The organism is Salinibacillus aidingensis (genome assembly GCF_055393355.1).
Genome location: NZ_AP043759.1, coordinates 1,792,845 through 1,817,614, shown reverse-complemented (window position 1 = coordinate 1,817,614; position 24,770 = coordinate 1,792,845). Strand labels below are relative to the sequence as shown.

The window sequence follows — 24,770 nt, the reverse complement described above, 5'->3', positions numbered from 1 at the left end:
TATAGGAAAGGAAGTATAAAATGGAATATATCTTCATGTCAACGGATCCAATGTTACTTTTTCTTGCCATTGTTTTAACTTTTATGGCCTCTTATACTGCCATTGATTTATTTACGTTGATAAGCTCCTCTGACCGGAACAAGGAGTTTTTATTTCTTGGAGGAGTTACTTCAATGGGGATAGGTATCTGGGTAATGAATGTTCTGGTTACCTTTACCATCAATACGGTGGATTTGTCTGATTATAACATCCCGCTTGAGATTCTATCTGTACTATTGGGAATTATTTTTATAGGCATCGCTTTTTATAATCTGGTAGCAAGGCCCTATCGAACATCACGTCTTTATACCAGCAGTTTCTTTCTGACTCTTGCTGTTTTCTGCTTTCACGTTTTAGGTGTTTATTCGATGAATTACACGATGTCTTTTGATCCTGAGATATTGTTTGTTTCCCTTGCAATGATTTTTATTTCGTTTTTATTTTCTTTATGGATTCTCTTTTCAAAAAAATATTCCTATACCAGACGAGGATGGTTGCGTCCAGTAAGCACCTTAATTATTACTCTTGCGATTGTTGAAGGCTATTTTTTGCTTTCAAGAGCATCGAGCTTTTATAACCCGGAGCATAATAGCAACGACGGGGGTCAATTAGAAGGATCATTTGTTTTTTACATTGTTATTTTTATGTCTGTTTTAATTTTAACCGGACTAATTGTAACGAGTTCGCTAGTCAGTAAAAGGCTGGCCTCCAGTTATACAAACCTGCAGGATTTTAAATTCGCCCTTGATCAATCCTCTATAGTGGCTATGACGGACAGGCGAGGTCGAATTATTTATGCAAACGACAAATTTTGTGAGATTTCCAAATACAGTCGTGATGAATTGATTGGGCAGGATCACCGGATATTAAATTCAGGGTATCATCCAAAATCATTTTTTAAAGATTTATGGAAAACAATCGGTACTGGTCATGTCTGGAAAGGTGAAATTTGCAATCGCGCCAAGGATGGTTCCTTTTATTGGGTGAATACAACCATTGTTCCTTTTCTGGATGATGACCATAAACCTTACCAGTATATTGCCATTCGAACGGATATAACAGAGCGTAAGAGAACAGAAGAATATTTACACCGTCAGGATAAATTAGCTGCGGTGGGTCAATTGGCAGCAGGGGTGGCACATGAAATCCGTAATCCTTTAACATCGATGCAGGGCTATGCAGAATTTCTGACTTTGGATGAGAAGGATGAACAAAGAAAAGAGTTTCTGGAGATTATTCTTGACGAAATTAATCGGGTGGATAACATTCTTGAAGATTTTATGGTTCTGGCCCGTCCGAAAGATTTAACGATGGAAGTGGGCAATATGGTTTTAACTGTCCAGAACGTTCTCACTTTGCTTGATTATGATGCTCGACAGCAAAATGTATCCGTATCCTTTGAAAATGAACAGGACTCCATGCAGGTTGTGATGGATGAAAATCGGATGAAGCAGGTATTTCTTAACCTTGTTAAAAATGCGATAGAGGCCATGCCTGAGGGAGGCGATCTGAACATAAATATGGACTATGTTCTTGAGGAAGAACAACGATGGGTTCATATTAAAATAGCTGATAGCGGGATGGGAATTTCGGAAAAGAATCTCAAAAGGATTTCCGATCCATTTTATACGACAAAAGAAAACGGAAACGGCTTAGGTCTTATGATCAGTTATAAGATTGTGGAAAACCACAAGGGCAAAATTCATATTGATAGTGCAGTGGGAGAGGGTACGACTTTCCATGTCTACCTCCCGGCTGCTGAACGAAAATGACTGATCTGTCCAGTCATCTGGAAAGAGAATGGTGAGGCAACCGTTTAGGACCTGGGGCATAAGCAGAATTTCCGAAGTGGCTGTATTTTTGCAACGGAAAAAATTCTGCTTATGCTTGTTTTAGTCCGTAAGGCAAACGGTTGTTTCTGCTTTTGCTACAAATTTTCATTCTGCTGTTTTATTTCATCAGCACCAATGGTTTTGTTGGCAGATTCTAATCTCTTGTGCTCGTCTGCCGAATCTCCTGGATAGGTTTCCTGATCGTCGTGAAACGGATCATAGGTTTGGACACTTAGTTCTTCACGCTTGGGGGCTTTCGTTTCTATGTTTCTTCGTTTACTCTTCGTCATTTGAATCACTCCTTTATTTACTACCCTTAGACTGGACCAATCTCCAAAGGTTTATTTCGTTACAGCTTAATTTTGTCATGAATTTTAATTTGGTACTTGTGAATGGTTCCGCTGGGAAGCTCAATTGCGGTAACCGCGTGTTTTACCGGCCAGACTACGTGCCACGGCTTTAGGTGGACTATGGTCTTAACCACTTGATGATGCTCATCTAAAAAGACAACATCGATGGGGAAAAACATAAAAAACATATGAATGGAATTGCAGGGGCTGATGAAAATTCCTTCGTTTTTTATAGGGGTTAATCTAAACATAAGCCCTCTGAACCTCTTCCAGAACGTCTGATATCTTAGTATGCTGATTGGAACCTCAAGCCTTTTGTCACTGCTAATAATCTCCATAAACTAACGCACCTTCCATACTTACCATTAATACTCTAGTGCTTTTTCTCTTCCACCATGCTAATATAAGTTTTGCAGGGACGGAAAGCCTTGCGAAAAGATGGCTGATGGAACGAAAGGAATGGCAATTATTGATTCTTATTATTTATAAATTTCAATCCTCCAATCGGGAAAACAGCCAGCCTGGTTTTAAAAAATTTCATAAAATTAATGGGGGTATACACAAATGAACAAACTAATGCAGAGATTAGTTAAAGAAGAAAAAGGACAAGGTATGACTGAATATGGTCTGATTCTTGGTCTGATTGCACTGGTGGTTGTAGTAGCACTGGTTACGCTTGGTGATGAACTTAAAGCAAAATTTGATTCCATCGTAACGTCAATTACAAATCCGGATACCATTACGGAAACAACTCCAGACACAACTTCCTCGACTAACTAACAACGAAATCCAACAAAGTTAAACTATAAATATTTGCAGACCCTATTTCTTGTAACAGTTTGTTCTAAAGAAGTAGGGTTATTTTTTTGCAATTAAAGGAGTGAGTGAATTGATTGAAGTCATTCTTTCTGTCATTTTAATCATCTCATTAATCACGGACATAAAAGCACGTAAAATTTTAAATATCGTAACCATCCCTGCTATAGGTTTTGCGTTTATATATTATGTTATAACCGGTGGACTACATGGACTCCTGTTCAGTACAGGTGGATTTTTACTTGGACTTGGTCTCTTATTCCTTCCATTTTTGTTAGGTGGAGTGGGTGCCGGCGACGTGAAATTATTGGCTGCTATTGGTGCACTGCAAGGCATGCAGTTTGTTTTTTATGCGTTTATTTATACAGCTCTCATTGGCGGGATGATAGCTGTCGTACTGCTGCTGAAAAGAAAGGATTTACTTCACTCCTTTAAACGTATTCTATACGTAACGCAGTTGAAAACGCTGGACTCTTTAAATAAAGATGAATTGCACCACGCCTTTCCGTATGGAGTGGCCATTGTGATTGGAACATTTATTACCTTGGGAGCAGGATCCTTATGGGTTTAAGAAAATCACAACGTGGACAGGCAGTTGTTGAGATAGCTTTAGCGTTACCTATCCTGCTGTTATTGATTTTTGGAATGATTGACTTTGGAAGAATCATACACACCTACATGACAGTTGAGCATGTCAGTCGTGAATCAGCCAGAGCAGCAAGCGTTGGGGATGACAATTTAAAAATTGAAGAAACAGCTTTTCAGGCAGCTCCAGCTTTAAAACACGAGCATTTATCCGTCACCATCTCTCCAGAAAGCAACCGGACCAGAGGAAGCTATGTCAGTGTAGCCACATCATATCCAGTTGAGATTTTTACTCCCTTTATCAAACAACTCTTACCAAATCCATTTTTAGTAACGAGCGAAACTGTTATGAGGATGGAGTAGTATGAGGAACTTCAGGAAACGTGAAGATGGGGCTGTGATGGTTCTGGTTGCGTTAGCGATGAGCGCTTTTTTAGCACTGGTTGCCCTTGTTTTAGATGGTGGCAATCTTTATCTGGAAAAAAACCGGCTGCAGAAAATGGTGGACGCTGCTGCTTTAGCGGGAGCGCAGGAACTTCCTTCATCACCGGAAAAGGCGACTGATTCAGCCAAATGGACAGCCTTACAAAATGGGGAAGCTGATCAAATTTTTGTTGAGTTTTTATCCGAAAATAAAGGAATAAAGGTTCGTGGACAGAAGACGGTAAGCTTAACGTTTGGAAAAGTATTGGGATTTGATGATCCTGTATTGGAAGCAAATGCTGTTGTTCAGCTGGCACCTCTGGATTCAGTCAAAGGAGCGATTCCTCTTGGTGTTCAATACAACAACGATATGTCTAAAGACGATTTAATTGAGCTGAAAGTAGGAGATCCTGTAGTAGGAAACTTTGGGGCCATTGAATTAACAGGCTCCGGTGCTCGTAACTATCTTGAGGACTTTAAAAAGGGCTTTGACAAAACCTTGCATGTAGGCGAAATCCTGTCTACGGAACCGGGAAAAATGAGTGGTGCTACAGAGGATGCTGTCGATTATCGCGTATCGAAATGCCCCGACGCTACGCACTTAGATTATAGTCCGGGCTGTGAGCGGGTCGTTCTCGTTATGGTGTATAAGCCGGTGAATGTTGATGTGAAACAAATAAAAGAAATTGAAATTGTCGGGTTTGCTTCTTTCTTTTTAGAAGGCATAGCACCCTATGATCAATCAGTTGTTCTGGGTCGGTTTATCGAGACAACCTTTAATGGTGGCAGTGCACCAGACCAATATGACTATGGTGCTTATGGTTTGAAATTAATTCAATAAGAAAATGGTGATGATGTGTGAAAAGCTTGAAGAAAATGTGGATTATATCAATTGTGTTAGGATTTATTTTTTCGTCTTTATTATATCTGGCTCTTAATCAGTCATCTGATCCATCTGTTCCAAAACAGGTACCAGCAACGGATGAGGAAACTTCTGAGGTCAATAATCAGGGTAGAGAGCAGGTACAAACAGAAACAGCAAACAATGGTATTGAAACAACAGAGGAAATAAATGAAGAGGAAACAAACACAAAACCGGCGTTGACTATTGAAAAAGGAAAACGAGCCATTGCCATTCCAGTAACAGGAGTACAAAGTGTAAGCCGTTTTATCCAGCCCGGGGATTTTGTGGATGTTGTTGCTGTTGTTCCTGCAGTCAAAGGTACTGATCCAAATGCGCAGATCCTGCTGCAGAAGCTTAAAGTTTTGGCCGTTGGATCAAGCACGGGCACAGAGAATAATGAAGCATCATCATCCTTAATTACTCTCGAAGTTTTACCGGAAGAAGGGGCTGCACTTGCTTATACTGTGGATCAGGGCTTTTATACATTAATGCTTCGCGATCCTGAGGACAAAGGAGATTCTCCCCACATTCACGTAACCATGGAAAAGTTAAATAAAGGGGTGATTCCTAAATGATAAATTACTTTATTATTTCCAGTAATGGAACTTCCACGGAAGCCATCAAAAAGCTTCTTTACTATAATCGTAAATTTGCAAAGTCCTTTCGGAACCAGGAGGAGTTTCAATCCTTCATAAGTGATGATGACTTCGGCGTTTTGTTTATTACTTCCAGCTCCGCGTACGATTTATACGATCTATGCGGAGACATTTCTATACAGATGCCTAATTTAAAAATCATTTTAATTGCCCATGAGGATGAAATTGATTATAAAAAGGCGATGTACGTAGGAGCAACAGACGTAATTCCTCTGAATTTTGAAGAACAGGAATGGAAGCAGGCACTGGTAAAAGCGGAAAGTATTATTGAAATCAAACTGGAAGAAGCAGAGAAAAAATTTGATCGGAAACCAGCAAGAACAATAACGGTAGCGAGTACTAAGGGTGGGATTGGAAAAACCACAATCAGTGTCAATTTAGCTGTGGCTTTTGCTAAACAAGGTGTAAAAGTAGCCGTCATCGATCTGGACCTGCAATTTGGAGATGTACCTTTGCTATTGGATCTGCAGCCTAAGCAGACGATTTATGAATGGCTGAAGGAGTCCTATGAAAATGGCGATGGCAAGGTTAACCCTTATATTACCTACGATCCGAAAACAAAGGTGTCTGTTCTGGCAGCTCCTACTTCTCCTGAATTTGCGGAATTGATTACTGGGGAACATATTTCCACAATTCTATCTCAGCTTAAGAAAGAATTTGATGTCATAATCGTTGATACCCCTCCATCCTTTGTTGAAACAAGCCTGGTCGCCATCGAAAATTCAGAGGAAATCCTGCTTATTACCTCATTGGATTTACCAGCTTTAAAGAATGGAAAATTGGCCATGGATACGTTTGAACTATTAGGTTTGAAGGATAAAGTGAAAATCCTGTTAAACAGAGATACCAAGATGGAAGGGATGGATCAATCATCGGTGGAGAAGATAGTCGGTCAAAATCTGGAACTATCTATTCCGAGTGATTATAAAACGGTTATTAGCTCCATTAATTTAGGTATTCCTTTTGTCATTCGCTCACCTAAAACAAATGTAGCCAAATCCATTGAGAAATTAGTAAGAAGAATCGATTCAAATAAAGACGCGAATAAAACACGATCAAAAAGGGAGAAAAAACAGTTTTCCTTTTTTCGCAAGCGTCATTAAAGTACGGGGGTAATCTTTACTCCAAACAACTTAATTTAATCATAGGTGGTCTTTAAGCCTTAGTATTTTAATGCGATGCCTAAACAACCATTCTTAGAAAACAGTCTTTTGTGAAAGAGGAGATGTAGATGTCATTATTAAAACGGTTAAATGAAAAAAGTGAAAATCAGCCAAAAGGTTCATCTGCATCAGCTGCTGTACCATCCCGAAGTGACAGCGTTCGTTCTCAGGAACACGAATTAAAAACGATGCTGCGAACTCATTTGATTTCCGAATTAAGAAAACAAAATGAAATTGATGATGATAAACAATTGGAATTTTTAAATAAAGAAGCGATGAAGTACCTGAATGAGGAGGGCGAGCGAATCTCATTTGAAATGAAAAAGTCCTTTATTGAAGACATTTCAAATGAATTAATTGGATATGGTCCGATTACTCCCTTCCTGAATGACCCGGAAGTTTCAGAAGTGATGGTCAATGGTCCAGACGATATTTATGTGGAGCGGAGTGGACGGCTTATAAGGACAGACGGTTATTTCAGGGATCATGATCATGTATTGCAGGTCATCGAGAAAATTGTTTCTCCTTTGGGAAGAAGAATTGATGAAAGCAGTCCGATGGTAGATGCCCGATTGCCGGATGGTTCCAGGGTAAATGCAATTATCCCTCCATTGGCTTTGAACGGTCCGACGATTACGATTCGAAAATTCCCTCAGGACCGGCTGCAAATGGAAAATTTAATTAACTTCGGCACCCTGAGTGAAGAAATGGCTCAATTTCTGGATGCCTGTGTAAAAGCGAGATTAAATGTGTTTATCAGTGGTGGAACAGGCTCAGGGAAAACCACATTGCTGAATGTCTTATCCTCTTACATTCCTCACGATGAGCGAATTATCACGATAGAGGATGCAGCCGAACTGCAGTTATCCCAGGATCATGTCATATCGTTGGAAACACGTCCTCCTAATATTGAGGGCACGGGTGCAATTTCCATCCGTGATTTAGTCCGAAACTCCCTGCGTATGAGGCCTGATCGAATTGTAATTGGTGAGGTGAGAAGCGCTGAAGCCTTGGACATGCTTCAGGCCATGAACACGGGTCACGATGGTTCGCTGGCAACGGGTCATGCAAACTCTCCCAGAGATATGCTTTCCCGTTTAGAAACAATGGTTCTTATGGCCGGTATGGACTTACCGATCAGAGCCATTCGTGAGCAGATTGCAGGAGCTGTGGATCTTGTTATCCAGCAGACAAGACTTAAGGACGGAAGCAGAAAAATCACCCATATCTCTGAAATCACCGGAATGGAAGGAGATACGATTACTCTGCAGGATATCTTCGTTTTTAAACAGACGGAAACAGCAAGCGATGGCAGGATTAAGGGAAGATTTGTATCAACTGGTATTCGGCCTGATTGTGCGGATAAATTAACCGATTATGGATTTGAGGTACCTGCCCATTGGTTCCAGGAGGAGTGGTCATAATGGTGTTTGTATTATTGTTTCTGCTTATTACATTGTTTACAGGAATGATTGCCATGACCTTGAAGCGTCATAAACTTCAAGTCGAATATCGCTTAAACAAATACTTTTCGGAAGAAGCAAATGATGAAAATAAAATGACAACCAGGGGCAGGACAATCGAGCAAGCCGGAAATAGAGATGCATTTTTAAAATCTGCTTTTCAAAGATTCTCAAGAATATTTCGCGGGAAAAAGCAAACAGAAAAGTGGGCAGAGCTTATTGAAACATCGGGTGTCCCCATAAGATCGGAAGAATTTATGGCTATTCGCCTGTTAAGCGTTTTGCTGACCTTTATGACAGCATTCGCAATGGAATTAAACTGGATGATGGTTATACTGCTTCCACTTATTGGCTGGTTTGGACCCGGCAGTTATTTAAAACATAAACGAAAAAAGAGAATTCAGGCGTGCTCAGATCAGCTCCCTCAGGCATTGGGAACTATTAGTACAGCGATGAAATCAGGATTTAGTTTTATGCAGGCGATGCAGTTAGTAGCGAAAGAAGTTTCCGATCCGCTCGGAACTGAATTTGCAAAAGCCATTCGGGAGATGAACTTAGGGATTTCAATGGAACAGTCTTTTCAAAATCTGTTAAGTCGTTTACCAAACAAAGACTTAAAATTAGTTGTGACTGCTGTGCTCATTCAAAGGTCCACGGGTGGAAACCTTTCTAAGCTATTTGAAACGATTGAAGAAACCATCCATGAAAGGATTCGTATGAAGGATGAATTGAAGACATTAACCTCTCAAGGGCGTATGTCGGCGATTATTATTTCGTTATTACCTGTTGTGCTGGGCTTAATATTAAATGTAGCAAGTCCCAGTTACTTTTCCCCAATGCTGGAGCATCCTTTGGGTTTGGTTTTCCTTGCTATGGGAGCCGTTTCAGGTTTCATCGGCTGGCTGGTGATTCAAAAGATTGTAAGAATTGAGGTGTAGAGATGGCAGCGTTTTTGTTATGGATGATTTCTTTTGCATTTTTCTCCATATTGTTTGTTACGGTACAAATAAGCGTGAATCATAATAAACTTCAAATTGACCGCCGTCTGATGCCGCTTGTTGATACGAGTATTTCCGCTGAACCGGAAGAGGATAAAGAATTATTATCATTTAAAATGCGGATTCTGTCACCGATGGCCGAAAAATTAAGAGGTTTTATTTTAAAAAGGACACCTAAACATAAGCTTCAGGAAATGGAAAATAAATTAAGAGATGCGGGAAATCCTTTTGGTCTGACAGGCCCAAATTTTATTTTGCTGAGATTAGTCATAACGATTGGTTTTATCCTGCTTTTATGGGTGATGTTTTTACCATCTGCAGATCAAATGGCCAAACTGATTTTCTTAAGTATTTTCGCAGCGTTATTTATTAACTTTTATGCTAACTACTATATAACTGCAAAGAAAAAACAAAGAGTAATAGAAATTGAAAAATCCATGCCAGATTTTTTTGATATGGTCACGGTTTCCATAGAAGCCGGTATGGGACTGGATAGTGCGCTGAGAAGAGTCTGTAAACAGATGGATGGCCCATTATCAAAGGAATTCCTCTACGCATTAGAGGATATGAAACTCGGCAAGTCAAGGAAAAACGCACTAACCGATTTACGAAACCGGGTAGCATCTGAATTTTTAAAGAGTGTGATCAGCGCAATTATTCAAGCTGATCAAATGGGGATAGGAATGTCCAAAGTTTTGCAGGCGCAGACACAGAGAATTCGTGAACAGCAGCGCCAAAAGGTAAAGGAACAAGCGATGAAGGCACCCGTAAAAATGCTGATTCCTATGGTGTTATTTATCTTCCCAACCTTGTTTATCGTTTTATTAGGACCGGCTGTTATTCAACTTATCGCAGGATGGAATTAGCAATGAATAAAATAGTACGGATACACAATCCCATTGGGCAGTAAGCGTTCAGTTTGAACCTGCAGCCAATGGGATTTTTTATGTCCATTTTTTTGTCTAATTTACCGACAAGCCATACGGGGGTATAGGGATCAGCTGGAGTATGGATGAGGAATATGAAGAGTTAAAGAAAAAAATCGGAACTGTAAACAATGGAAGTATAGCAGATGGCTGTCCGGATATTACAATAGCAAGATCGGCAAGCGAGGCAACCCTCCTGCTATCTTCAACAACCAATGGAAAAGTGGCTGTGAAGGACCATAACTGTTGGAAAGACGAATGAGTGTAGAATAAAGAGCACCTTTTTTTCCATTTAGCAGCAAATCTCTAATCTTCGTCTGAAACTTTCTCATGTGCTGACTTGTCCACTTCATAAATTCAACGGTCAGGGCATTATTAGTGGTTAATGCCTGTTCCAGTTGATCTTTACGGATGACAAATACTTCTCCTGGTTCAATGACTTTTGCACTAAGCAAGTAGGTGGCATCATCGATAAACAAAATCAACTCACCGACGATATCATCCTCTTTACATATACGCAGGATCATTTCCTTCCCGTTTGCTGTCAGCTTGGATATTTGCACGAGTCCACGTTTGATGACAAAGATTTCGTTTGCTGGGTCACCTTCATGAAACAGGAAGCTGTCTTTATCTATTTTCCGAACGGTACTATTGGAATGGAGAAGCTCCTGTAATTCATGGGAAATAGGCTGCTCATTGGTTCGTGCTTTAAGCAACAGGTCTGAATGCATCTTCAAACACTCCTTAATCTATGTAAATACACCGTTATTCTTTCATTAGTTGAAAATTCTCTGTATACTGTTATTCTAGCATCGTAGACGTATTTCTTTTTTCTTGATAAATAACGAATTTGTGACTAATATGCAAAATTATTGTGAAATGAGGGTTGTTATGAAATTAGCAGGCGTCGTTTTGGCAGGAGGGAAGTCCAGACGTTTTGGTTCACCCAAAGCATTTGCCAAAAGAGAAGGGAAAGATTTTTATCAATATTCACTGGATGCTTTACGTCCCGTTGTTGGTGAACTCTTTATGATTACCAATCCTGAGCTTTATAATCATTTTGATCTGCATTATACGAAAAACCTTACGGTACTTAATGACGACCCGGAACTGAAAAAGAGGGGACCGCTCTCAGGTTTATGGACGGCTATGAATGCCAAATCCTTTGACTGGTATATCGTGCTTCCTGTAGATGTACCCTTTATGGAAACTCGTGTATTACAACAGTTAGTCCACAATATAGACGAAGATACCGACGTGGTCATACCTGTCGTTACTGGTCGGAAACAGCCGTTAGTTGCTGCCTACTCAAAACAGATCAAGTCCCATATTAAACGTGTGCTGGATTCAGATGATTATTCTGTTGCCAGATTACTTGAGATGTGCCAGGTGAAGTATATAAATATAGATGAACCGCAGCCTTTTTACAATATAAACAACTCTACCGATTATCAGGTTTATATATATAACGATAAAGATATTAAATGAAGTATTTCGCTAGTCAGGATGGTGAAAATGAAAAGAATTCTTGCAGTTCTAATGGGATGTTTAATCATCATGCCAGGCTGCTCAGCTAATGATGAGGGGGATAAAACGGAGATTACAATCTCTGCAGCCTCCAGTATGTCAGAAAGCCTGCAGGAAGTGATAAGTGCTTTTGAACAGGAAAATCCATCTATCCATATTCATTTAAATTCCGGCGGTACTGGGACCCTTCGGAGGCAGATTGAGCAGGGAGCTCCTATTGATTTGTTTTTCTCAGCATCTGAAAGGGACTATCAAAAGGTTAGACAAAAGAATTTAATAAAAGAGGGAAACCAGCTTTTGACGAATTCTTTAGTTTTAATTAAGTCCGAACAAGCATCTGTTCGCACCATTAATGAACTGCTCCGTTCAGATGGGAAATTAGCTATTGGTACCCCGGAATCCGTACCCGCAGGAACCTATGCAAAGGAAGTTTTAATGCAGCTGAATAAATGGGACCGTCTTCGGGACCAACTGGTATTTACAAAGGATGTCACACAAGTATTAACGCTGGTTAACAAAGGAACCGCAGATTTAGGAATTGTCTATAACAGTGATGCTGATCAGGTTGAAAATGTTGCGGCAGTACGGGAGTTTGACGCAGCATTACATTCGCCGATTAAATACTATTTAGCTATGTTAAAGGATGACAATCAAAAGGAAGGTACGATTAACAAAGCAACAGATACATTTTACCAGTTTGCCCAATCAGAGACGGCTGAAAAGATCTATAAAAAGTATGGTTTCATAATTAAAGATTAATAAGATAGATAGGACGCTACCCTGGGAGATAAATTCCAGGGTATTTTTTTCACGCATTAACTGGCCGTAATACTCCCACATCAAGTCCTGAGGTTACCCCAACAAGTCTAAGTGGAGGATAGAGAAAATCCCCACTGATGGAGGTTTCACTTTTTAAATAATCATCTAATTTTTAATAAATTTTTCTTTTTGTGGTTTAAAATGAAATATATATTTCATATAATACAAAAACAGAAACATAAATTTCATTAAAAAGGAGAATGAAGAAGTGTTAAAACAAGAAGCTTCCTTTGACTCAGATTCCAATCGCAAGTCAAGAGAATTATATGCCCGGGCATGTGAGGTAATGCCAGGTGGTGTGACTGCGAACATTAAATATTTCGAACCACACCCGATTATGATGGAGAAGGGAAAAGGGAGCCGATTATATGATGCGGATGGTAACGAATATATTGACTACCTTCTATGTTATGGGGCACTGATTCACGGACATGGATATGAACCAGTAATGCAGGCCGTTTATGATCAATTAGAGAGCCAGGGAACAACGATTTTCGGTACACCGCACCAACTGGAAATAAAAATGGCGGAAAAATTGGTGGATCTGTATCCTGGTATTGAAATGGTCAGATATACAAACTCAGGCTTAGAAGCCACTCTTCTGGCTGTGCGGGCAGCAATGGCATACACAGGCAAGGAAAAAATTGCGAAATTTGAGGGGCATTATCATGGAGGATCCAATCAGTTTTTAGTAAGTGTTAATCCGGATATAGAGAAGTCTGGATCACAGAATGAACCAAAATCAATCCCTGAATCAACAGGGATGCCGGATATTTTGTTGAAAATACGATCATTTTACCGTTTAACGATTTAAAGGCTTCCGAACAGCTTTTACGTAAGCGTGCAAGTGAACTTTCTGCTGTTATTCTCGAACCTGTTCAGGGAGGATTTATTCCTGCAGATGAAGAATTTATACAGGGATTAAGAAAGGTGACAGAAGAGCTTGGAATCCTGTTAATTTTTGATGAAGTAAAAACCGGTTTTCGAACGTCCCTGGGCGGATGTCAGACAGTCTATGGTGTGAAGCCCGATTTGACGGCTTTGGGAAAGGTCCTTGGAGGAGGTTTTCCGGTTGGAGCTGTCGGCGGACGAGAAGATATCATGATGATCAGTGCTCCACATGGCGGCCGTGACATCCTGAGTGCCGGAAGTAAAGAGAAGGGAAAAGATGTTCTATTTCACAGTGGAACCTACAATGGTCATCCAACCGTATTAGCCGCAGGGCTTGCAACCATTGAAGCTTTAGAATCGGATCAGACCTTTGAAAAATTGGTGGAACGAACACAATATCTGCGCCACCAGTTAGAAACGGTTTATAAACGACACGGCGTAGAGATGCAAACCATTGGAATGGGGAGTATTTTTAATATTGTTCTAATCAATGAGCCTGTAAAAAATTATCGGGATTTACAAAAAGGAAATACATCCTTTCGAAAAATTATTGATCAGGAATTGCTAAAGAAAGGAGTTTACACAAAACCAATGAATCGTTATTCGATGTCGACCGTGCATACAGAAGAGGACATTGCAAGAACTGCAGAATTACATGAGGAAGTATTAAAGAAACTGAGGAGGTAGAAAACAAACAATGGGCAATGTTTATCAAACCATAGCAGAAAAAATCCCTAATATGAGTAAATCTCAAAAAAAGATTGGTGAATACATTCTAAGAAATCCCAATAATGTGCCCTTTTTAACTGTAGGTAAACTTGCTCAGATTACTTCGGTCAGTGAGGCAACGGTAGTCAGATTTGCAACCTTTATAGGGTATTCAGGTTTTCCGGAACTGCAGCAGGCCATGCAGGATTCCCTGCAAAAACAGCTTACAACAACCGAACGCTTACAAATGAGTTCTCAGGTATATGAAGGTGAGGATAAGTGGCTGTATAACATTTTTCAGGATGATATCTCCAATATACGTTCCACTATGGAAAACCTGGATAAGACACAGTTCCAGAAAGCTGTAAACCTCCTGCTGAGCGCAAATAATATTTATATTGTGGCCAGTCGCAGTGCGGTTTCACTTGGAGTCTTTCTTGAATATTATCTCCGCATTATGAGAAGCAATGTAGAATTTATTTCTTCAGCTGAGCTCATTTCCGAAAAATTTTATAATTGTAATGAAAATGATGTAGTGGTTGGCATCAGTTTTCCCCGTTATACCCAATCAACCTTAAAGATGTTTTCCTTTGCAGGGGAAAGAGGGGCGACTACCATCGCGATTACAGATAATCTGTTATCTCCGCTGGTCCCCATTGCGGATGTACCCTTAACCGCATCAAGCAGATTGCCGTCTTTTATTGATTCCTTTGTTGCCCCTTTAAGTTTAATGAACGCTTTGATTACACAAATGGGGAACTCCAGAAATGTGGATATAAAACAAAAGCTTGAGGACCTTGAGAAGACATGGGATTACCTGGATATCTTTCATAAAAAGGGGGAGGAGTGAACTTGATGAAGGAGGATAGGTTAAACAAATACCATTGCTGTGCAACGTGTATTCACTTTCTGGCTGGCAAAGAAGATGGACAGGTAGTAACGAAATGCAAACGGCTGGGATATTATACTAAATCAAATTATCAATTTAACTGCTGGGAACCAAAGCCACGAATTCGGCAGATTTTAGAAAATAAAAATTAGAGCGTCTTTACTGGCGAGGATTTTGACAATTCCAAAACCGCTTGTCAAGACGAATCAGATGTTTATTCTGGTTCTGGTGATTCTGGCATTACAATTTCATCCTCTAATTATGGTGTTGCCTCCATATTGGGTCTGGGATATCCTGATCAGAACTTAAAACCAAAAAAGATGCTTCCACGAGAATCAGTTGTATATTATGAATCAATGTAAAAGACATGCGCCCATGCATGTCTTTTTTATACGAAAATCGGAGGCGACCGTTTAGGCGCGACGGCATAAGCAGAATTTCAGGAGTGGCCGTATTTTGGCCATGGAAGGAATTCTGCTTATGTCCGCTTGGGCCTGGGAGCCGGAGTTGGACAGAGAAAAGCGAAAGCGGGGGCAAGTGTTTAGTGCAACGTATAAGACTCTTTGTTCTCTGATAAAAATGATGCGATTACATAGGCTAAGTGTAAAAACTGAGGGATATAATGACAAATACATTATTTCGTCTTGGATATGTAGCTATGAGTGTTCACCTGAAAAATAGTTCTCCGTCCCAAACGATGACCTACAAACGCTATTCACAATTTGATGATGAGGAGGCTGCGGTCCATAAATTGGAAAGCGTCGCCCAATCCAATGTACAAAACTGTCTTCGTCTGCTTAAGCATAACAAAGCAAATGATATTCATTTCTTTCGTCTCAGTTCCAGACTGGTACCTCTGGCAACTCATGAAGCTTTAAAGGGATGGGATTACATCAAGCCCGTGAAAAAAGACTTAGAAGATTTGGGAGATTTTGCCGATCGAAACCAAATGCGGATTGATTTTCACCCTGACCATTTCGTAGTGCTCAATACCCCCAGAAAAGAGGTTTTAAAGACCTCTTTTCTCACACTCGACTATCATTATAAACTGTTAACCAATATGAACGTGAGTCCCAGACATCGGTGTGTATTACATCTGGGTGGAAAATATGAAAGTAAAGAGGACTCTCTGGAGCGTTTTATAACAAATTGGTCCTATGTACCTGAACGTATACAGGAAATGATTATGCTGGAAAATGATGATAAAACCTATCATATACACGATGTTTTATATGCTTGTGAAAAATTAAATATACCAGCTGTGTTTGATCTTCATCACCATCTTGCTAACCATGAACAGGAAAACTGGATTAAGGAGTGGGATCGAATTTTAAATACGTGGAACGCCTCTCCGCATGCAGTGAAAATGCATATTTCCAGTCCAAAAAGTAAAAAGCAGTTTCGCGCCCATGCAGATACAGTTGATTCTGATATGTTTTTACAATTTGCCAAAGAAGTCAATGGAAGCACAGGTCAAATTGACTGTATGATTGAGGCCAAAAAAAAGGACGAGGCTTTATTTCAATTAGTTAAAGATTTAAAATCAAATCCTGAAGTAGAAATGGTCGATGAAGCTTCATTTTATTTGAAAGCTTAGCAGAAAGTGGAATCATACTTGATCACAACAAATGGGAAGCTAAAAGTGAACCACGTGTTCATTAAATCGGGAAAGGAGCATGACAATGGGACGAGGACAAAGCCAAAAACCAAGAGATAAGAACAAACAAAAACTGCCTCAAACCCCCCGCAGGGATATTGCTTCTGACGGCCTGGACATTGAATTTTCTCAGGAACTGGCTGACCATGATGATCTTGAAGCACAGCAGCGCTCCAATGCAGCGGATAGAAGAGCGAAAGAGAGAAAATAAAACACACTATAAGGGGAATCTTTATGATTCCCCTTTATGAGAAGGAAGGGTTGGATATGGAAACCTATCAAGGACAATTAATTAAGGGTGAATTTTCCATTCGGGAAAATGAGTTTATTATAAAGGAAATTAAACATCTCGAAACTCAATCCATATTGCAGTCGTCACAGATTGAGGCATTGCATGAATATTTAATTAAACAAATAAAGGGTGATGAATCCTGTGTAATTACCGTGAATGATCAAATGCCTGTAAGATTGAGCAGGGAGGAAGCAGAGGTCCTCCTGCAGGATCTGGATAAACTAATCCATCGAATGCATATTCATTAATTTCCTGATTTCATAATTAATTTTTTCAGAATTCCTGCAAACTGGGCAGGCATTTCATTTAAATTGTCAATCATAAGATAATGCTGATTATACATGGATTCCATGATTTTTTCCTGCTGTTCATCCTGTTGGTCCATTTGAACGCCAATGGTTCGGACATTTTTCTTATTCAGCTGCTGGATCGCTTCTTTTGTATCCATTATTCCGTTTTGAAAGTAATTAAATGCTGCCGGCTTTCCATCTGTTAATACAAAAAGAAATTTATTTTGCTCGTTTTGTTTTGACAGCTTGTGCCCGGCATATCTAATCGCAAATCCATCCCGGTTATCCTCTTCAGGCTGAAGCTGCATAATATGAGGACCGGAAGTTTTTTGCAAGCTGTTTTGGAAGGGAACCACTTCATGAAAGTAATTAGGCTGATATTCATCATCGCTGTCCAGACCATCCTCCCAGAATCCCATAACAGAATGGGAGATGTTCATCTGTTTTAACGTTTCATGGAAGAGGACAATCGTTTCCTTCGTTTTGTTCATTTTATTCATCATGGATGAGGAGCAGTCTACTAAGAGGGAGAACGTGCAATCAAATGTCATGTCTTCATCCTTTTTAACAAACATTTTAGGATTTTCTTCAGTTAAAAAGCGAACCAATTTTTTATCCAGCTTTCCATAATGTAAACGCCTGTAGTTATGTTCCTTCTTCCGGTCAAGAATATCTGTAAGCAGCTTTACCAGCTTTTTCTTTTCTAAGGCTACTTTTTGTCTTAGCATCTCATAATCGTTCAGGTCCTGCTCTGTGAAAGGTTCTATATCTTTTTCAATGGCCACAGCATAACGATTTGCTTTTCCTTTGTTAAATTCCTCTTTATCCTCTTCATCCTCCAATTGCTGATTGGAGGCCTCTGAGTGATCATTTAAATCAGCCTGCTGAGATTGGCCTTGAACACTTGCCATTACCTGATCTGTAGACTCACTTTCTCTCGGTGTTTTTGTGAATTTTGTATCCTGATGCTCTCCATCTACATCATCAAATTGAAGGAAGGTTTCCTTGGTTTCTTTTTTACGTTTTCTGCTCCACGTAGGGAATAGTTCATCGATAGACTCATCTTCTTCATCCTCTTTTATATCCCTACTGAGGATTTTTGGTAAGGTAAAATAGGCGTTAATCATGTCCGTGCTTACATATTCCTCTGTCATTTCGTAAATATTCCACGCTAAACCAATAACTTCTTCTGTATTCCTGCAATCAAAAATACGAAACAATCTTTCTTTTATCTTTGCCATTGTCGCATCCGGAATAGTTAAGATGGATTCCTCAAATACATCCATGCCTTTGAAGATGGCTAACGTTAAATAACAGAACAAAGTATCCGAATCAAACCCTCGATTACGATTTACTTTTAATTGATCCTGAAAGAACCCGGCATATTGTTCTCTGCGGAAGGAGAATGATCTTCCTGTACCAGGCCGCAATGAGCGTATTTTTTCCTCAAGTCGTATATCTTCTAAAAAAGCTGTCAGTTGTTTAACATAAGCAGGGAGTCGGCTTCTTTGATTTTGATTTAAAAATTGAATAAAAGCCTGACGATCACTAAAATGATAATTTCCGAGAGCGCGCAGGTAAATATCACTTTTTTCGCCCAAATGTCTCTTGGTTGTACGATTCTCCCAAAAGCTGCTAATCGTCACTTTAGGAGCATGGATATCCAGAAAGGAAACCTGATTATATTGAATATCGACATCCTTTTTCATAAAGGAAATAGCTAAATCCTTCAACTGCATAAACATGAAATAATTCGTTTCTTTTTCAATAAAGCTCATGAAATCATTCCTTAAAATAGGTTTCAGCTAAATTTAGAACAAAATGCTTTTCCCGTTCATCTTCTAATTTTTCGGCAATCGCATGTTCAATAGCGGTCAATGGAGTTAAATAAACAGATAAATCGCATGCATCCAACAGTGCCCTGGTTGAGGCGGCATCCTCGGAAATTTTTCCTTTTTTTGTTTCATTAATTAATTCCTCTGAGAGCTTCACCATATAGTCGATGGTCTGTTCATCTTCCAAGGCCGTTTGTTCCTTAATAACCTCTTTTAAAGGTTCGCCCGTTAAGTAAGAAACCTGGAAGATGACGAATCGGTTCTTTAAAGCTTCATTTAGAGGAGTGGTGCCGACATACCCTTCATTAATAGCAGCGATAACTCTGAAATCTTTATGGGCAGTAATCACCTCATTGGTAAAGGGATTTGTTATCGTTTTCCGGTAATCCAGCACACCATTTAAGATGGGGAGGGTTTCCGGCCTGGCCATATTAATTTCATCTATATACAACGTATGGCCGTTTTTCATCGCCTGAATAACGGGTCCTTCGACAAATTCGATGATGGATTCTCCGTTTTTCTCGTTTATGGTTTTAAAGCCTAATAAACTTTCTGCATCTAAATCTACAGAGCAATTAATGCTGTGCATAGGCTTATGGTATAGCGATGACAGGGATTCTGCCAATTTCGTTTTTCCGGTTCCGGTAGGTCCTTTCAGAAGTATATTTTTACCTAAATAAAAAGCGATAGCTGTCTTACGAACAAGATCCTCCGTTTCCATATATCCACCTGTGGTATTTAGGTGTTCATAATCATGATTCTGCTTCTGCTGATTTTGTTGAATATAATTGTTAATCTCTTTTGGTAAATCTAAATTCATGTTTATGCTCCTTTATTATTCTATAAATCAAGTACGGTACCATTGTATGTCTTTTGCAGGAAAGAGTAAATCAATTGATACATGGGTGGGGAATGATGGAACAAATCCGGCAGCTGTTATGTAAAACCCATGCATGGTTCTGCATGGGTAAGTGTGTTTTCTGGCTTCGCTGCTTGTCTCTGCCAGCTACGGCTCCCAGGCCCAAGCGGACATAAGCAGAATCCGCTCCATGGCCAAAATCCGGCCACTCCGGAGATTCTGCTTATGCCGTCGGGCCTAAACGGTCTCCTTCGCTTTTCTTGTTAATAAGGTCTGGAGTTGTGGCTGTTTTTCTCTGCTTGTTTAGGGGCTTGCTCTGCATCTTCTGCTCCCAGTGGATTTTGACTTGAGCTACCGTCTTTCTTCATTTTCTTAGCTTCTTCCAGGCCATCACGTAATCGGCGTCCATATTCGTCATCAGCTTCTTCAGCTAAGGCAATCATCTTGTCCTGAATTCGCTGGTCACACTCAGACAGGTCACCAACCATATTTTTGATTAACTCGTCCTTTTCCCAATCCTCAAACCAGCGATAGGTTTCTCCTGCCTGTTTGGTTACTTCCTTTCGATCAATCGGTTCTCGTACCAATTTTCCTTGTACTTCCGGTTTGTATTCCTTTCCGACCTGTTCCGTTTCTTTTAAGCCACTAAATGTGGAAGGCTCATAATTAATGTGTGGATTATGATTCGGTCCCTTATCACTTTCATACCGCAGCTGACCACCTTCCTGGTTGGTTGCTACCCGCTTTTTGGCTCTGTTAATTGGTAACTGTAAATAGTTCGCCCCTACCCGGTAACGCTGGGTATCCGAATAGGAAAAAGTGCGGCCCTGCAGCATTTTATCATCGGAGAAATCAAGGCCGTCAACGAGGACCCCTGTTCCAAAGGCAGCCTGTTCCACTTCTTCAAAGAAATTTTCCGGATTTTTATTAAGAACCATTTTTCCGACAGGCAGCCAAGGAAATTGATCTTCAGGCCAGATTTTTGTATCATCCAGTGGATCAAAATCCAGTTCAGGATGTTCATCATCGCTCATGATTTGCACATACAGTTCCCATTCAGGGTAGTTGCCCTGTTCAATGGCATCATATAAATCCTGTGTTGCGTGGTTAAAATTTTTCCCCTGTATTTTCTCTGCTTCTTCTACAGTCAGATTTTTAATTCCCTGTTTGGGCTCCCAATGATATTTCACTAACACTGCTTCACCATCTTTATTGACCCATTTATACGTGTTTACTCCAGAGCCCTGCATTTGACGGTAGTTGGCAGGGATTCCCCATGGGGAGTAAACAAAGGTCACCATATGGAAGCTTTCAGGAGAATTGGAGCAGAAGTCAAAGAAACGCTGACTATCCTGTATATTTGTAACGGGATCAGGTCTAAAGGCATGAATCATATCAGGAAATTTCATCGCATCACGAATAAAAAAGATTTTTAAGTTATTTCCTACTAAGTCCCAATTCCCATCCTCTGTATAAAATTTAACCGCAAATCCTCTTGGATCACGGACCGTTTCAGGAGAATGTCTGCCGTGAACAACCGTGGAAAAACGGACAAAAACAGGGGTTTGCTTTCCTTTCTCCTGAAATACTTTTGCCCGGGTATATTTGCTGACGGGCTCATCTCCAACGGTACCGTAGGATTCAAAATAGCCATGAGCACCTGCCCCACGAGCATGCACAATCCGTTCCGGGACTTTCTCCCGATCAAAATGACTGATTTTTTCTATAAAATCGTAGTTTTCCAAAGTTGCAGGACCACGGTTACCGACGGTCCGAATATCCTGATTATTGGTAACCGGATGGCCCTGTCTGGTGGTTAGAGAATCATCCTTTTCAATGTTGGTTTGATTGTTTTGGTTTTTATCCATGTTATCCATTTGTTTATCGCCTCTTTCCTTAAAAAATTCATTCATCATTTGATATCCTTCCATATCCTGTTTTAATTCATGTAAGGATATTGTACAGATTTCTTACCATGAAACTTCGCGAACCAATGGAATGTACATAGAATGAATAATCCATTATAATAATAAAAAAGTATTTCATCGAAAAAGGGATGAGACTATTGAATGCCAACCAGGCGATTGGAATATTAAAGGAAAATGGCTATAAACAAACGAAACAACGTGAGAAGCTGATACAAATATTTGAAGCAAGACAAAAGGATCAATATTTTCCAGTTAAAGATATTTTAGAGGAATTTCAGGATGAATTTCCAGGAGCAAGTTATAATACTGTTTATCGGAACTTATATACGCTTGAAGATCTGGATATTCTGGAATCAACAAGTTTAAATGGGGAACAGCTTTTCCGTTTACATTGTGATACAGATGGACATCATCATCACTTTATTTGTACAAAGTGCGGGCGGACAAAGCCAGTTGAAATTTGTGCTATTGAACAGGTCAATTCGTTGCTGCCAGGTTATGTAATCGAAAACCATAAGTTTGAAGTGTATGGAACATGTCCAGAATGTAAGTGAACAGGGGATTATACCCCTGTTTCTCTATTAGGAAAAAAGTTTATCATATCTTCTCCTAAATCGTAATCTTTACATTTACAAATAGTAACGATTACGATATAATTTTGTAAGGTTATCAACGGAGAGGAGAAACATTCATGAGGCATTTTGTACGTTATTTCATCATTCTTGTCCTATTTATCCCTGTTATTACCGCCTGTACTCAGGATGAAAACCAAGCAATTAAAAAACATACGGATAAAATTTCGATTTATACAACCTTATATCCAATTGAGGACTTTACCAGAAAAATTGGCGGGGAATACGTTGAGGTGACCAATCTATTGTCAGATGGTATGGATCCTCATACCTATGAACCGACATCGAAAACAATTGTAGATATTGCAGAAAGCGATTTGTTTATGTACAGTGGAGCTGGTTTAGAAGCCTATGCAGAGAAAATATCGAAGGCCGTTGAGTCTGAAGAAGTATTGATTGTAGAGGCAGCAAAAGGCGTTGATACAGTTCATCATGGTCATGGAAAAGAAGTGACTGTTTCGAAGCCTGTTCATGAGAATGAGGAAGAAGACAGTCATCATAATCATCAGCATGGAGATAAGGACCCTCATGTATGGCTGGACCCTCTGCGTTCAATCGATATAGCGGAGACTATTAAAGAATCACTTATCTCGCTAAAACCAGAACATAAAAAGTTTTTTCAGCAAAATTTTCAGGAACTGAAGGCAAACCTTGAGGCTTTGGATTCCAAATTCCATGATGTTATTCATCATGCAGACCGGAAGCAGTTTGTTGTTTCCCATGCTGCTTACGGGTACTGGGAAGAAGCCTATGGAATTAAGCAAATTGGTATTTCTGGTATGAACCAGAACAGTGAGCTATCCCAAAAGGAATTAACCAATATTATCAATGAAGTGAAAGAAAAACAAATCGACTATTTACTTTTTGAAAATACGTCTGTATCCAATATTGCTCAATTAATTAAAGATGAGGTAGGGGCAACGGTTCTTCCCATTCATAATCTGTCCGTACGTACCCGGGAAGAGATTCAGAATCAGGACGATTACTTCAGCCTGATGAGAAAAAACCTGGAGTCTTTATCTACAGCTCTAAATGATTAAAAAGCCTGACTTCGTGTCAGGCTTTTTATTTCTATAGCCCAATTCATGAAATTTCTATGTTATAATAAACATTGATAAGCTTAATTCATACTATACCCATAGGAATTATAAATTATAGTGGGGTGACAACATGGGGAGAGAATTTGTTGAACTGTTTAATGAATGGTCAGACTCTTACGATGACACAGTCAAAGGGTTGGACATTGAGTACAGGCAGGTGTTTGAAAATTACAACCATATATTAGAAATGGTTGCTGACAGTGTAACGGGTACGGTAATGGAGTTTGGAACAGGAACAGGTAACTTAACGGAAAAGTTAATCAATCGTCAATGCAGAGTCATTGGTATTGAGCCGTCCCCTTTAATGAGAAAAAAAGCTGAGGAAAAAGTAACAGGAGCTACCATTATTGATGGAGATTTTCTCAATTTTCCCATAGAAGAACCCATCGATGCTTTTGTTAGCACGTATGCCTTCCATCATTTAACAGAGCTGGAAAAAGAGCAGGCCATTAAGAAATACAAACATATACTGCCAGACGGCGGCAAGGTTGTGTTTGCAGATACAATTTTTTTAACCGAGAACGAAAAATCTGATATGATAGAAAAGGCGGAACAGGATCATTTTTATAATCTGGCTGACGATTTAAAAACAGAGTATTATACAACCCTTCCACAAATAAAAAAGATGTTTGAACAGAATGATTTTAGCATCAGGTTCACTCAGCTTAATGATTTTGTCTGGGTTTTAGAAGCAAAAAAATAAAAAAGGAGCGATAAATGATGAGTAAAATGAACGTTGAAAGCTTTAATCTGGACCATACGAAAGTAAAGGCACCTTATGTACGTTTGGCAGGTAAGACAGAAGGAACAAATGGCGATACAATTTATAAATATGACATTCGCTTTAAACAGCCAAATCAGGAGCATATGGATATGCCTGCTCTCCATTCACTGGAACATATGATGGCTGAATTCAGTCGTAATCATCATGACCAGGTAGTTGATGTAGGTCCTATGGGCTGTCAAACCGGTTTTTATCTGGCTCTTTTAAATGATGAGGATTACGATCATGTATTAGATCTGCTTGAAAAAACACTGAATGATGTATTAGAAGCAACAGAAGTACCTGCTTGTAATGAAGTCCAATGCGGCTGGGCTGCCAGTCATAGTCTTGAAGGTGCTAAGGAGCTTGCCCGTACCATGCTTGATAAGAAAAATGAATGGTCAGAAGTATTTGCATAGGTGGGA

Annotated in this window: 28 protein-coding genes and 1 pseudogene; 23 read left to right on the top strand and 6 right to left on the bottom strand. The window is 39.7% G+C overall.

What is annotated here, in order from left to right:
* The first annotated feature begins 35 nt into the window (after positions 1-35).
* Entirely contained in the window at positions 36-1,811 is a 1,776-nt protein-coding gene (locus ACZ5OK_RS09830; RefSeq protein WP_343836407.1) for an ATP-binding protein, read from the top strand.
* 155 nt (positions 1,812-1,966) lie between these two features.
* Here ACZ5OK_RS09830 and ACZ5OK_RS09825 read toward each other — a convergent pair whose 3' ends face one another.
* Together ACZ5OK_RS09825 and ACZ5OK_RS09820 are read right to left on the bottom strand one after the other, a co-directional pair.
* Positions 1,967-2,161, bottom strand: coding sequence for a hypothetical protein (locus ACZ5OK_RS09825; RefSeq protein ID WP_343836405.1), 195 nt, complete (start codon positions 2,159-2,161; stop codon positions 1,967-1,969).
* A 59-nt stretch (positions 2,162-2,220) separates the two neighbouring features.
* A complete protein-coding gene (locus ACZ5OK_RS09820; protein ID WP_343836403.1) occupies positions 2,221-2,559 on the bottom strand; it encodes a DUF192 domain-containing protein in 339 nt (112 codons plus the stop codon).
* A 226-nt stretch (positions 2,560-2,785) separates the two neighbouring features.
* On the opposite strand from ACZ5OK_RS09820, the gene ACZ5OK_RS09815 reads away from it, so the two are divergent.
* The 9 genes from ACZ5OK_RS09815 to ACZ5OK_RS09775 all read left to right on the top strand — a co-directional run bounded on the left by ACZ5OK_RS09815 (position 2,786) and on the right by ACZ5OK_RS09775 (position 10,095).
* A complete protein-coding gene (locus tag ACZ5OK_RS09815) occupies positions 2,786-3,001 on the top strand; it encodes a Flp family type IVb pilin (protein WP_343836401.1) in 216 nt (71 codons plus the stop codon).
* Between the two features lie 109 nt (positions 3,002-3,110).
* Positions 3,111-3,608, top strand: coding sequence for an A24 family peptidase (locus ACZ5OK_RS09810; RefSeq protein ID WP_343836398.1), 498 nt, complete (start codon positions 3,111-3,113; stop codon positions 3,606-3,608).
* The gene (locus ACZ5OK_RS09805; RefSeq protein WP_343836396.1) at positions 3,599-3,985 is read left to right on the top strand and encodes a TadE/TadG family type IV pilus assembly protein; all 387 of its coding nucleotides are present in this window, start codon (positions 3,599-3,601) and stop codon (positions 3,983-3,985) included. Before ACZ5OK_RS09810 ends, ACZ5OK_RS09805 begins: the two co-directional genes overlap by 10 nt.
* A gap of 1 nt (position 3,986) precedes the next feature.
* Positions 3,987-4,886 carry a TadE/TadG family type IV pilus assembly protein gene (locus ACZ5OK_RS09800; RefSeq protein WP_343836394.1) on the top strand — a complete coding sequence of 300 codons (900 nt, stop codon included), beginning with the start codon at positions 3,987-3,989 and terminating at the stop codon, positions 4,884-4,886.
* A gap of 35 nt (positions 4,887-4,921) precedes the next feature.
* Entirely contained in the window at positions 4,922-5,524 is a 603-nt protein-coding gene (cpaB, locus tag ACZ5OK_RS09795) for a Flp pilus assembly protein CpaB (RefSeq protein WP_343836391.1), read from the top strand.
* Complete coding sequence (locus tag ACZ5OK_RS09790) at positions 5,521-6,708, top strand: AAA family ATPase (protein ID WP_343836388.1); 1,188 nt, start codon at positions 5,521-5,523, stop codon at positions 6,706-6,708. The genes cpaB and ACZ5OK_RS09790 overlap by 4 nt, the downstream gene beginning before the upstream one ends.
* Positions 6,709-6,836: 128 nt before the next feature.
* The gene (locus ACZ5OK_RS09785; protein WP_343836386.1) at positions 6,837-8,192 is read left to right on the top strand and encodes a CpaF family protein; all 1,356 of its coding nucleotides are present in this window, start codon (positions 6,837-6,839) and stop codon (positions 8,190-8,192) included.
* Positions 8,192-9,169 carry a type II secretion system F family protein gene (locus tag ACZ5OK_RS09780; RefSeq protein ID WP_343836384.1) on the top strand — a complete coding sequence of 326 codons (978 nt, stop codon included), beginning with the start codon at positions 8,192-8,194 and terminating at the stop codon, positions 9,167-9,169. Before ACZ5OK_RS09785 ends, ACZ5OK_RS09780 begins: the two co-directional genes overlap by 1 nt.
* A gap of 2 nt (positions 9,170-9,171) precedes the next feature.
* Positions 9,172-10,095, top strand: a complete 924-nt coding sequence (locus ACZ5OK_RS09775) for a type II secretion system F family protein (RefSeq protein WP_343836383.1) — start codon at positions 9,172-9,174, stop codon at positions 10,093-10,095.
* A 296-nt stretch (positions 10,096-10,391) separates the two neighbouring features.
* Here ACZ5OK_RS09775 and ACZ5OK_RS09770 read toward each other — a convergent pair.
* Positions 10,392-10,886, bottom strand: a pseudogene (locus ACZ5OK_RS09770) (Crp/Fnr family transcriptional regulator); the annotation flags it as partial.
* A 160-nt stretch (positions 10,887-11,046) separates the two neighbouring features.
* Here ACZ5OK_RS09770 and mobA point away from each other — a divergent pair.
* From mobA to ACZ5OK_RS09725, 9 genes are all read left to right on the top strand, one after another.
* The gene (mobA, locus tag ACZ5OK_RS09765) at positions 11,047-11,643 is read left to right on the top strand and encodes a molybdenum cofactor guanylyltransferase (RefSeq protein WP_343836381.1); all 597 of its coding nucleotides are present in this window, start codon (positions 11,047-11,049) and stop codon (positions 11,641-11,643) included.
* Positions 11,644-11,670: 27 nt separating this feature from the next.
* Positions 11,671-12,441 (top strand): molybdate ABC transporter substrate-binding protein, encoded by a 771-nt coding sequence (gene modA / locus ACZ5OK_RS09760; protein ID WP_343836380.1) that lies wholly within the window; start codon positions 11,671-11,673, stop codon positions 12,439-12,441.
* Positions 12,442-12,709: 268 nt separating this feature from the next.
* On the top strand, positions 12,710-13,315 hold the full coding sequence (locus tag ACZ5OK_RS09755) for an aminotransferase class III-fold pyridoxal phosphate-dependent enzyme (RefSeq protein ID WP_343836379.1): 606 nt from the start codon (positions 12,710-12,712) through the stop codon (positions 13,313-13,315).
* The gene (locus ACZ5OK_RS09750) at positions 13,255-14,079 is read left to right on the top strand and encodes an aspartate aminotransferase family protein (protein WP_343837721.1); all 825 of its coding nucleotides are present in this window, start codon (positions 13,255-13,257) and stop codon (positions 14,077-14,079) included. The genes ACZ5OK_RS09755 and ACZ5OK_RS09750 overlap by 61 nt, the downstream gene beginning before the upstream one ends.
* Positions 14,080-14,089: 10 nt before the next feature.
* Complete coding sequence (locus ACZ5OK_RS09745; protein WP_343836377.1) at positions 14,090-14,950, top strand: MurR/RpiR family transcriptional regulator; 861 nt, start codon at positions 14,090-14,092, stop codon at positions 14,948-14,950.
* A gap of 5 nt (positions 14,951-14,955) precedes the next feature.
* Positions 14,956-15,141, top strand: coding sequence for a hypothetical protein (locus tag ACZ5OK_RS09740; protein WP_343837720.1), 186 nt, complete (start codon positions 14,956-14,958; stop codon positions 15,139-15,141).
* A gap of 470 nt (positions 15,142-15,611) precedes the next feature.
* Complete coding sequence (gene uvsE, locus ACZ5OK_RS09735) at positions 15,612-16,586, top strand: UV DNA damage repair endonuclease UvsE (RefSeq protein ID WP_343836375.1); 975 nt, start codon at positions 15,612-15,614, stop codon at positions 16,584-16,586.
* Positions 16,587-16,671: 85 nt separating this feature from the next.
* Complete coding sequence (locus ACZ5OK_RS09730) at positions 16,672-16,857, top strand: YfhD family protein (protein ID WP_343836373.1); 186 nt, start codon at positions 16,672-16,674, stop codon at positions 16,855-16,857.
* Positions 16,858-16,913: 56 nt separating this feature from the next.
* On the top strand, positions 16,914-17,186 hold the full coding sequence (locus tag ACZ5OK_RS09725) for a hypothetical protein (RefSeq protein ID WP_343836371.1): 273 nt from the start codon (positions 16,914-16,916) through the stop codon (positions 17,184-17,186).
* Here the strand turns inward: ACZ5OK_RS09725 and ACZ5OK_RS09720 are convergent.
* From ACZ5OK_RS09720 to ACZ5OK_RS09710, 3 genes are all read right to left on the bottom strand, one after another.
* On the bottom strand, positions 17,183-19,006 hold the full coding sequence (locus tag ACZ5OK_RS09720) for a vWA domain-containing protein (protein ID WP_343836369.1): 1,824 nt from the start codon (positions 19,004-19,006) through the stop codon (positions 17,183-17,185). The two genes, ACZ5OK_RS09725 and ACZ5OK_RS09720, sit on opposite strands and share 4 nt — an antisense overlap.
* 4 nt (positions 19,007-19,010) lie before the next feature.
* Positions 19,011-19,883, bottom strand: a complete 873-nt coding sequence (locus ACZ5OK_RS09715) for a MoxR family ATPase (RefSeq protein ID WP_343836366.1) — start codon at positions 19,881-19,883, stop codon at positions 19,011-19,013.
* A gap of 302 nt (positions 19,884-20,185) precedes the next feature.
* Positions 20,186-21,790, bottom strand: coding sequence for a catalase (locus tag ACZ5OK_RS09710; protein WP_343837719.1), 1,605 nt, complete (start codon positions 21,788-21,790; stop codon positions 20,186-20,188).
* 197 nt (positions 21,791-21,987) lie between these two features.
* Here ACZ5OK_RS09710 and ACZ5OK_RS09705 point away from each other — a divergent pair, with 197 nt between their 5' ends.
* The 4 genes from ACZ5OK_RS09705 (at position 21,988) to ACZ5OK_RS09690 (ending at position 24,764) form a co-directional block, all read left to right on the top strand.
* On the top strand, positions 21,988-22,404 hold the full coding sequence (locus ACZ5OK_RS09705; RefSeq protein WP_464758066.1) for a Fur family transcriptional regulator: 417 nt from the start codon (positions 21,988-21,990) through the stop codon (positions 22,402-22,404).
* A 137-nt stretch (positions 22,405-22,541) separates the two neighbouring features.
* A complete protein-coding gene (locus tag ACZ5OK_RS09700) occupies positions 22,542-23,522 on the top strand; it encodes a metal ABC transporter solute-binding protein, Zn/Mn family (RefSeq protein WP_343836362.1) in 981 nt (326 codons plus the stop codon).
* A gap of 130 nt (positions 23,523-23,652) precedes the next feature.
* Positions 23,653-24,285, top strand: coding sequence for a class I SAM-dependent DNA methyltransferase (locus ACZ5OK_RS09695; protein WP_343836360.1), 633 nt, complete (start codon positions 23,653-23,655; stop codon positions 24,283-24,285).
* Positions 24,286-24,302: 17 nt separating this feature from the next.
* Positions 24,303-24,764, top strand: a complete 462-nt coding sequence (locus ACZ5OK_RS09690) for an S-ribosylhomocysteine lyase (RefSeq protein WP_425542162.1) — start codon at positions 24,303-24,305, stop codon at positions 24,762-24,764.
* Positions 24,765-24,770 lie beyond the last annotated feature (6 nt).

What these genes read in the sequence shown, in the direction of transcription:
- ACZ5OK_RS09830 (WP_343836407.1), top strand. Translation starts at nt 36, where the DNA reads ATGTCAACGGATCCAATGTTACTTTTTCTTGCCATTGTTTTAACTTTT.
- ACZ5OK_RS09825 (WP_343836405.1), bottom strand. Translation starts at nt 2,161, where the DNA reads ATGACGAAGAGTAAACGAAGAAACATAGAAACGAAAGCCCCCAAGCGT.
- ACZ5OK_RS09820 (WP_343836403.1), bottom strand. Translation starts at nt 2,559, where the DNA reads ATGGAGATTATTAGCAGTGACAAAAGGCTTGAGGTTCCAATCAGCATA.
- ACZ5OK_RS09815 (WP_343836401.1), top strand. Translation starts at nt 2,786, where the DNA reads ATGAACAAACTAATGCAGAGATTAGTTAAAGAAGAAAAAGGACAAGGT.
- ACZ5OK_RS09805 (WP_343836396.1), top strand. Translation starts at nt 3,599, where the DNA reads ATGGGTTTAAGAAAATCACAACGTGGACAGGCAGTTGTTGAGATAGCT.
- ACZ5OK_RS09800 (WP_343836394.1), top strand. Translation starts at nt 3,987, where the DNA reads ATGAGGAACTTCAGGAAACGTGAAGATGGGGCTGTGATGGTTCTGGTT.
- cpaB (WP_343836391.1), top strand. Translation starts at nt 4,922, where the DNA reads ATGTGGATTATATCAATTGTGTTAGGATTTATTTTTTCGTCTTTATTA.
- ACZ5OK_RS09790 (WP_343836388.1), top strand. Translation starts at nt 5,521, where the DNA reads ATGATAAATTACTTTATTATTTCCAGTAATGGAACTTCCACGGAAGCC.
- ACZ5OK_RS09785 (WP_343836386.1), top strand. Translation starts at nt 6,837, where the DNA reads ATGTCATTATTAAAACGGTTAAATGAAAAAAGTGAAAATCAGCCAAAA.
- ACZ5OK_RS09780 (WP_343836384.1), top strand. Translation starts at nt 8,192, where the DNA reads ATGGTGTTTGTATTATTGTTTCTGCTTATTACATTGTTTACAGGAATG.
- ACZ5OK_RS09775 (WP_343836383.1), top strand. Translation starts at nt 9,172, where the DNA reads ATGGCAGCGTTTTTGTTATGGATGATTTCTTTTGCATTTTTCTCCATA.
- mobA (WP_343836381.1), top strand. Translation starts at nt 11,047, where the DNA reads ATGAAATTAGCAGGCGTCGTTTTGGCAGGAGGGAAGTCCAGACGTTTT.
- modA (WP_343836380.1), top strand. Translation starts at nt 11,671, where the DNA reads ATGAAAAGAATTCTTGCAGTTCTAATGGGATGTTTAATCATCATGCCA.
- ACZ5OK_RS09745 (WP_343836377.1), top strand. Translation starts at nt 14,090, where the DNA reads ATGGGCAATGTTTATCAAACCATAGCAGAAAAAATCCCTAATATGAGT.
- ACZ5OK_RS09740 (WP_343837720.1), top strand. Translation starts at nt 14,956, where the DNA reads ATGAAGGAGGATAGGTTAAACAAATACCATTGCTGTGCAACGTGTATT.
- uvsE (WP_343836375.1), top strand. Translation starts at nt 15,612, where the DNA reads ATGACAAATACATTATTTCGTCTTGGATATGTAGCTATGAGTGTTCAC.
- ACZ5OK_RS09730 (WP_343836373.1), top strand. Translation starts at nt 16,672, where the DNA reads ATGGGACGAGGACAAAGCCAAAAACCAAGAGATAAGAACAAACAAAAA.
- ACZ5OK_RS09725 (WP_343836371.1), top strand. Translation starts at nt 16,914, where the DNA reads ATGGAAACCTATCAAGGACAATTAATTAAGGGTGAATTTTCCATTCGG.
- ACZ5OK_RS09720 (WP_343836369.1), bottom strand. Translation starts at nt 19,006, where the DNA reads ATGAGCTTTATTGAAAAAGAAACGAATTATTTCATGTTTATGCAGTTG.
- ACZ5OK_RS09715 (WP_343836366.1), bottom strand. Translation starts at nt 19,883, where the DNA reads ATGAATTTAGATTTACCAAAAGAGATTAACAATTATATTCAACAAAAT.
- ACZ5OK_RS09710 (WP_343837719.1), bottom strand. Translation starts at nt 21,790, where the DNA reads ATGGATAAAAACCAAAACAATCAAACCAACATTGAAAAGGATGATTCT.
- ACZ5OK_RS09700 (WP_343836362.1), top strand. Translation starts at nt 22,542, where the DNA reads ATGAGGCATTTTGTACGTTATTTCATCATTCTTGTCCTATTTATCCCT.
- ACZ5OK_RS09695 (WP_343836360.1), top strand. Translation starts at nt 23,653, where the DNA reads ATGGGGAGAGAATTTGTTGAACTGTTTAATGAATGGTCAGACTCTTAC.
- ACZ5OK_RS09690 (WP_425542162.1), top strand. Translation starts at nt 24,303, where the DNA reads ATGAGTAAAATGAACGTTGAAAGCTTTAATCTGGACCATACGAAAGTA.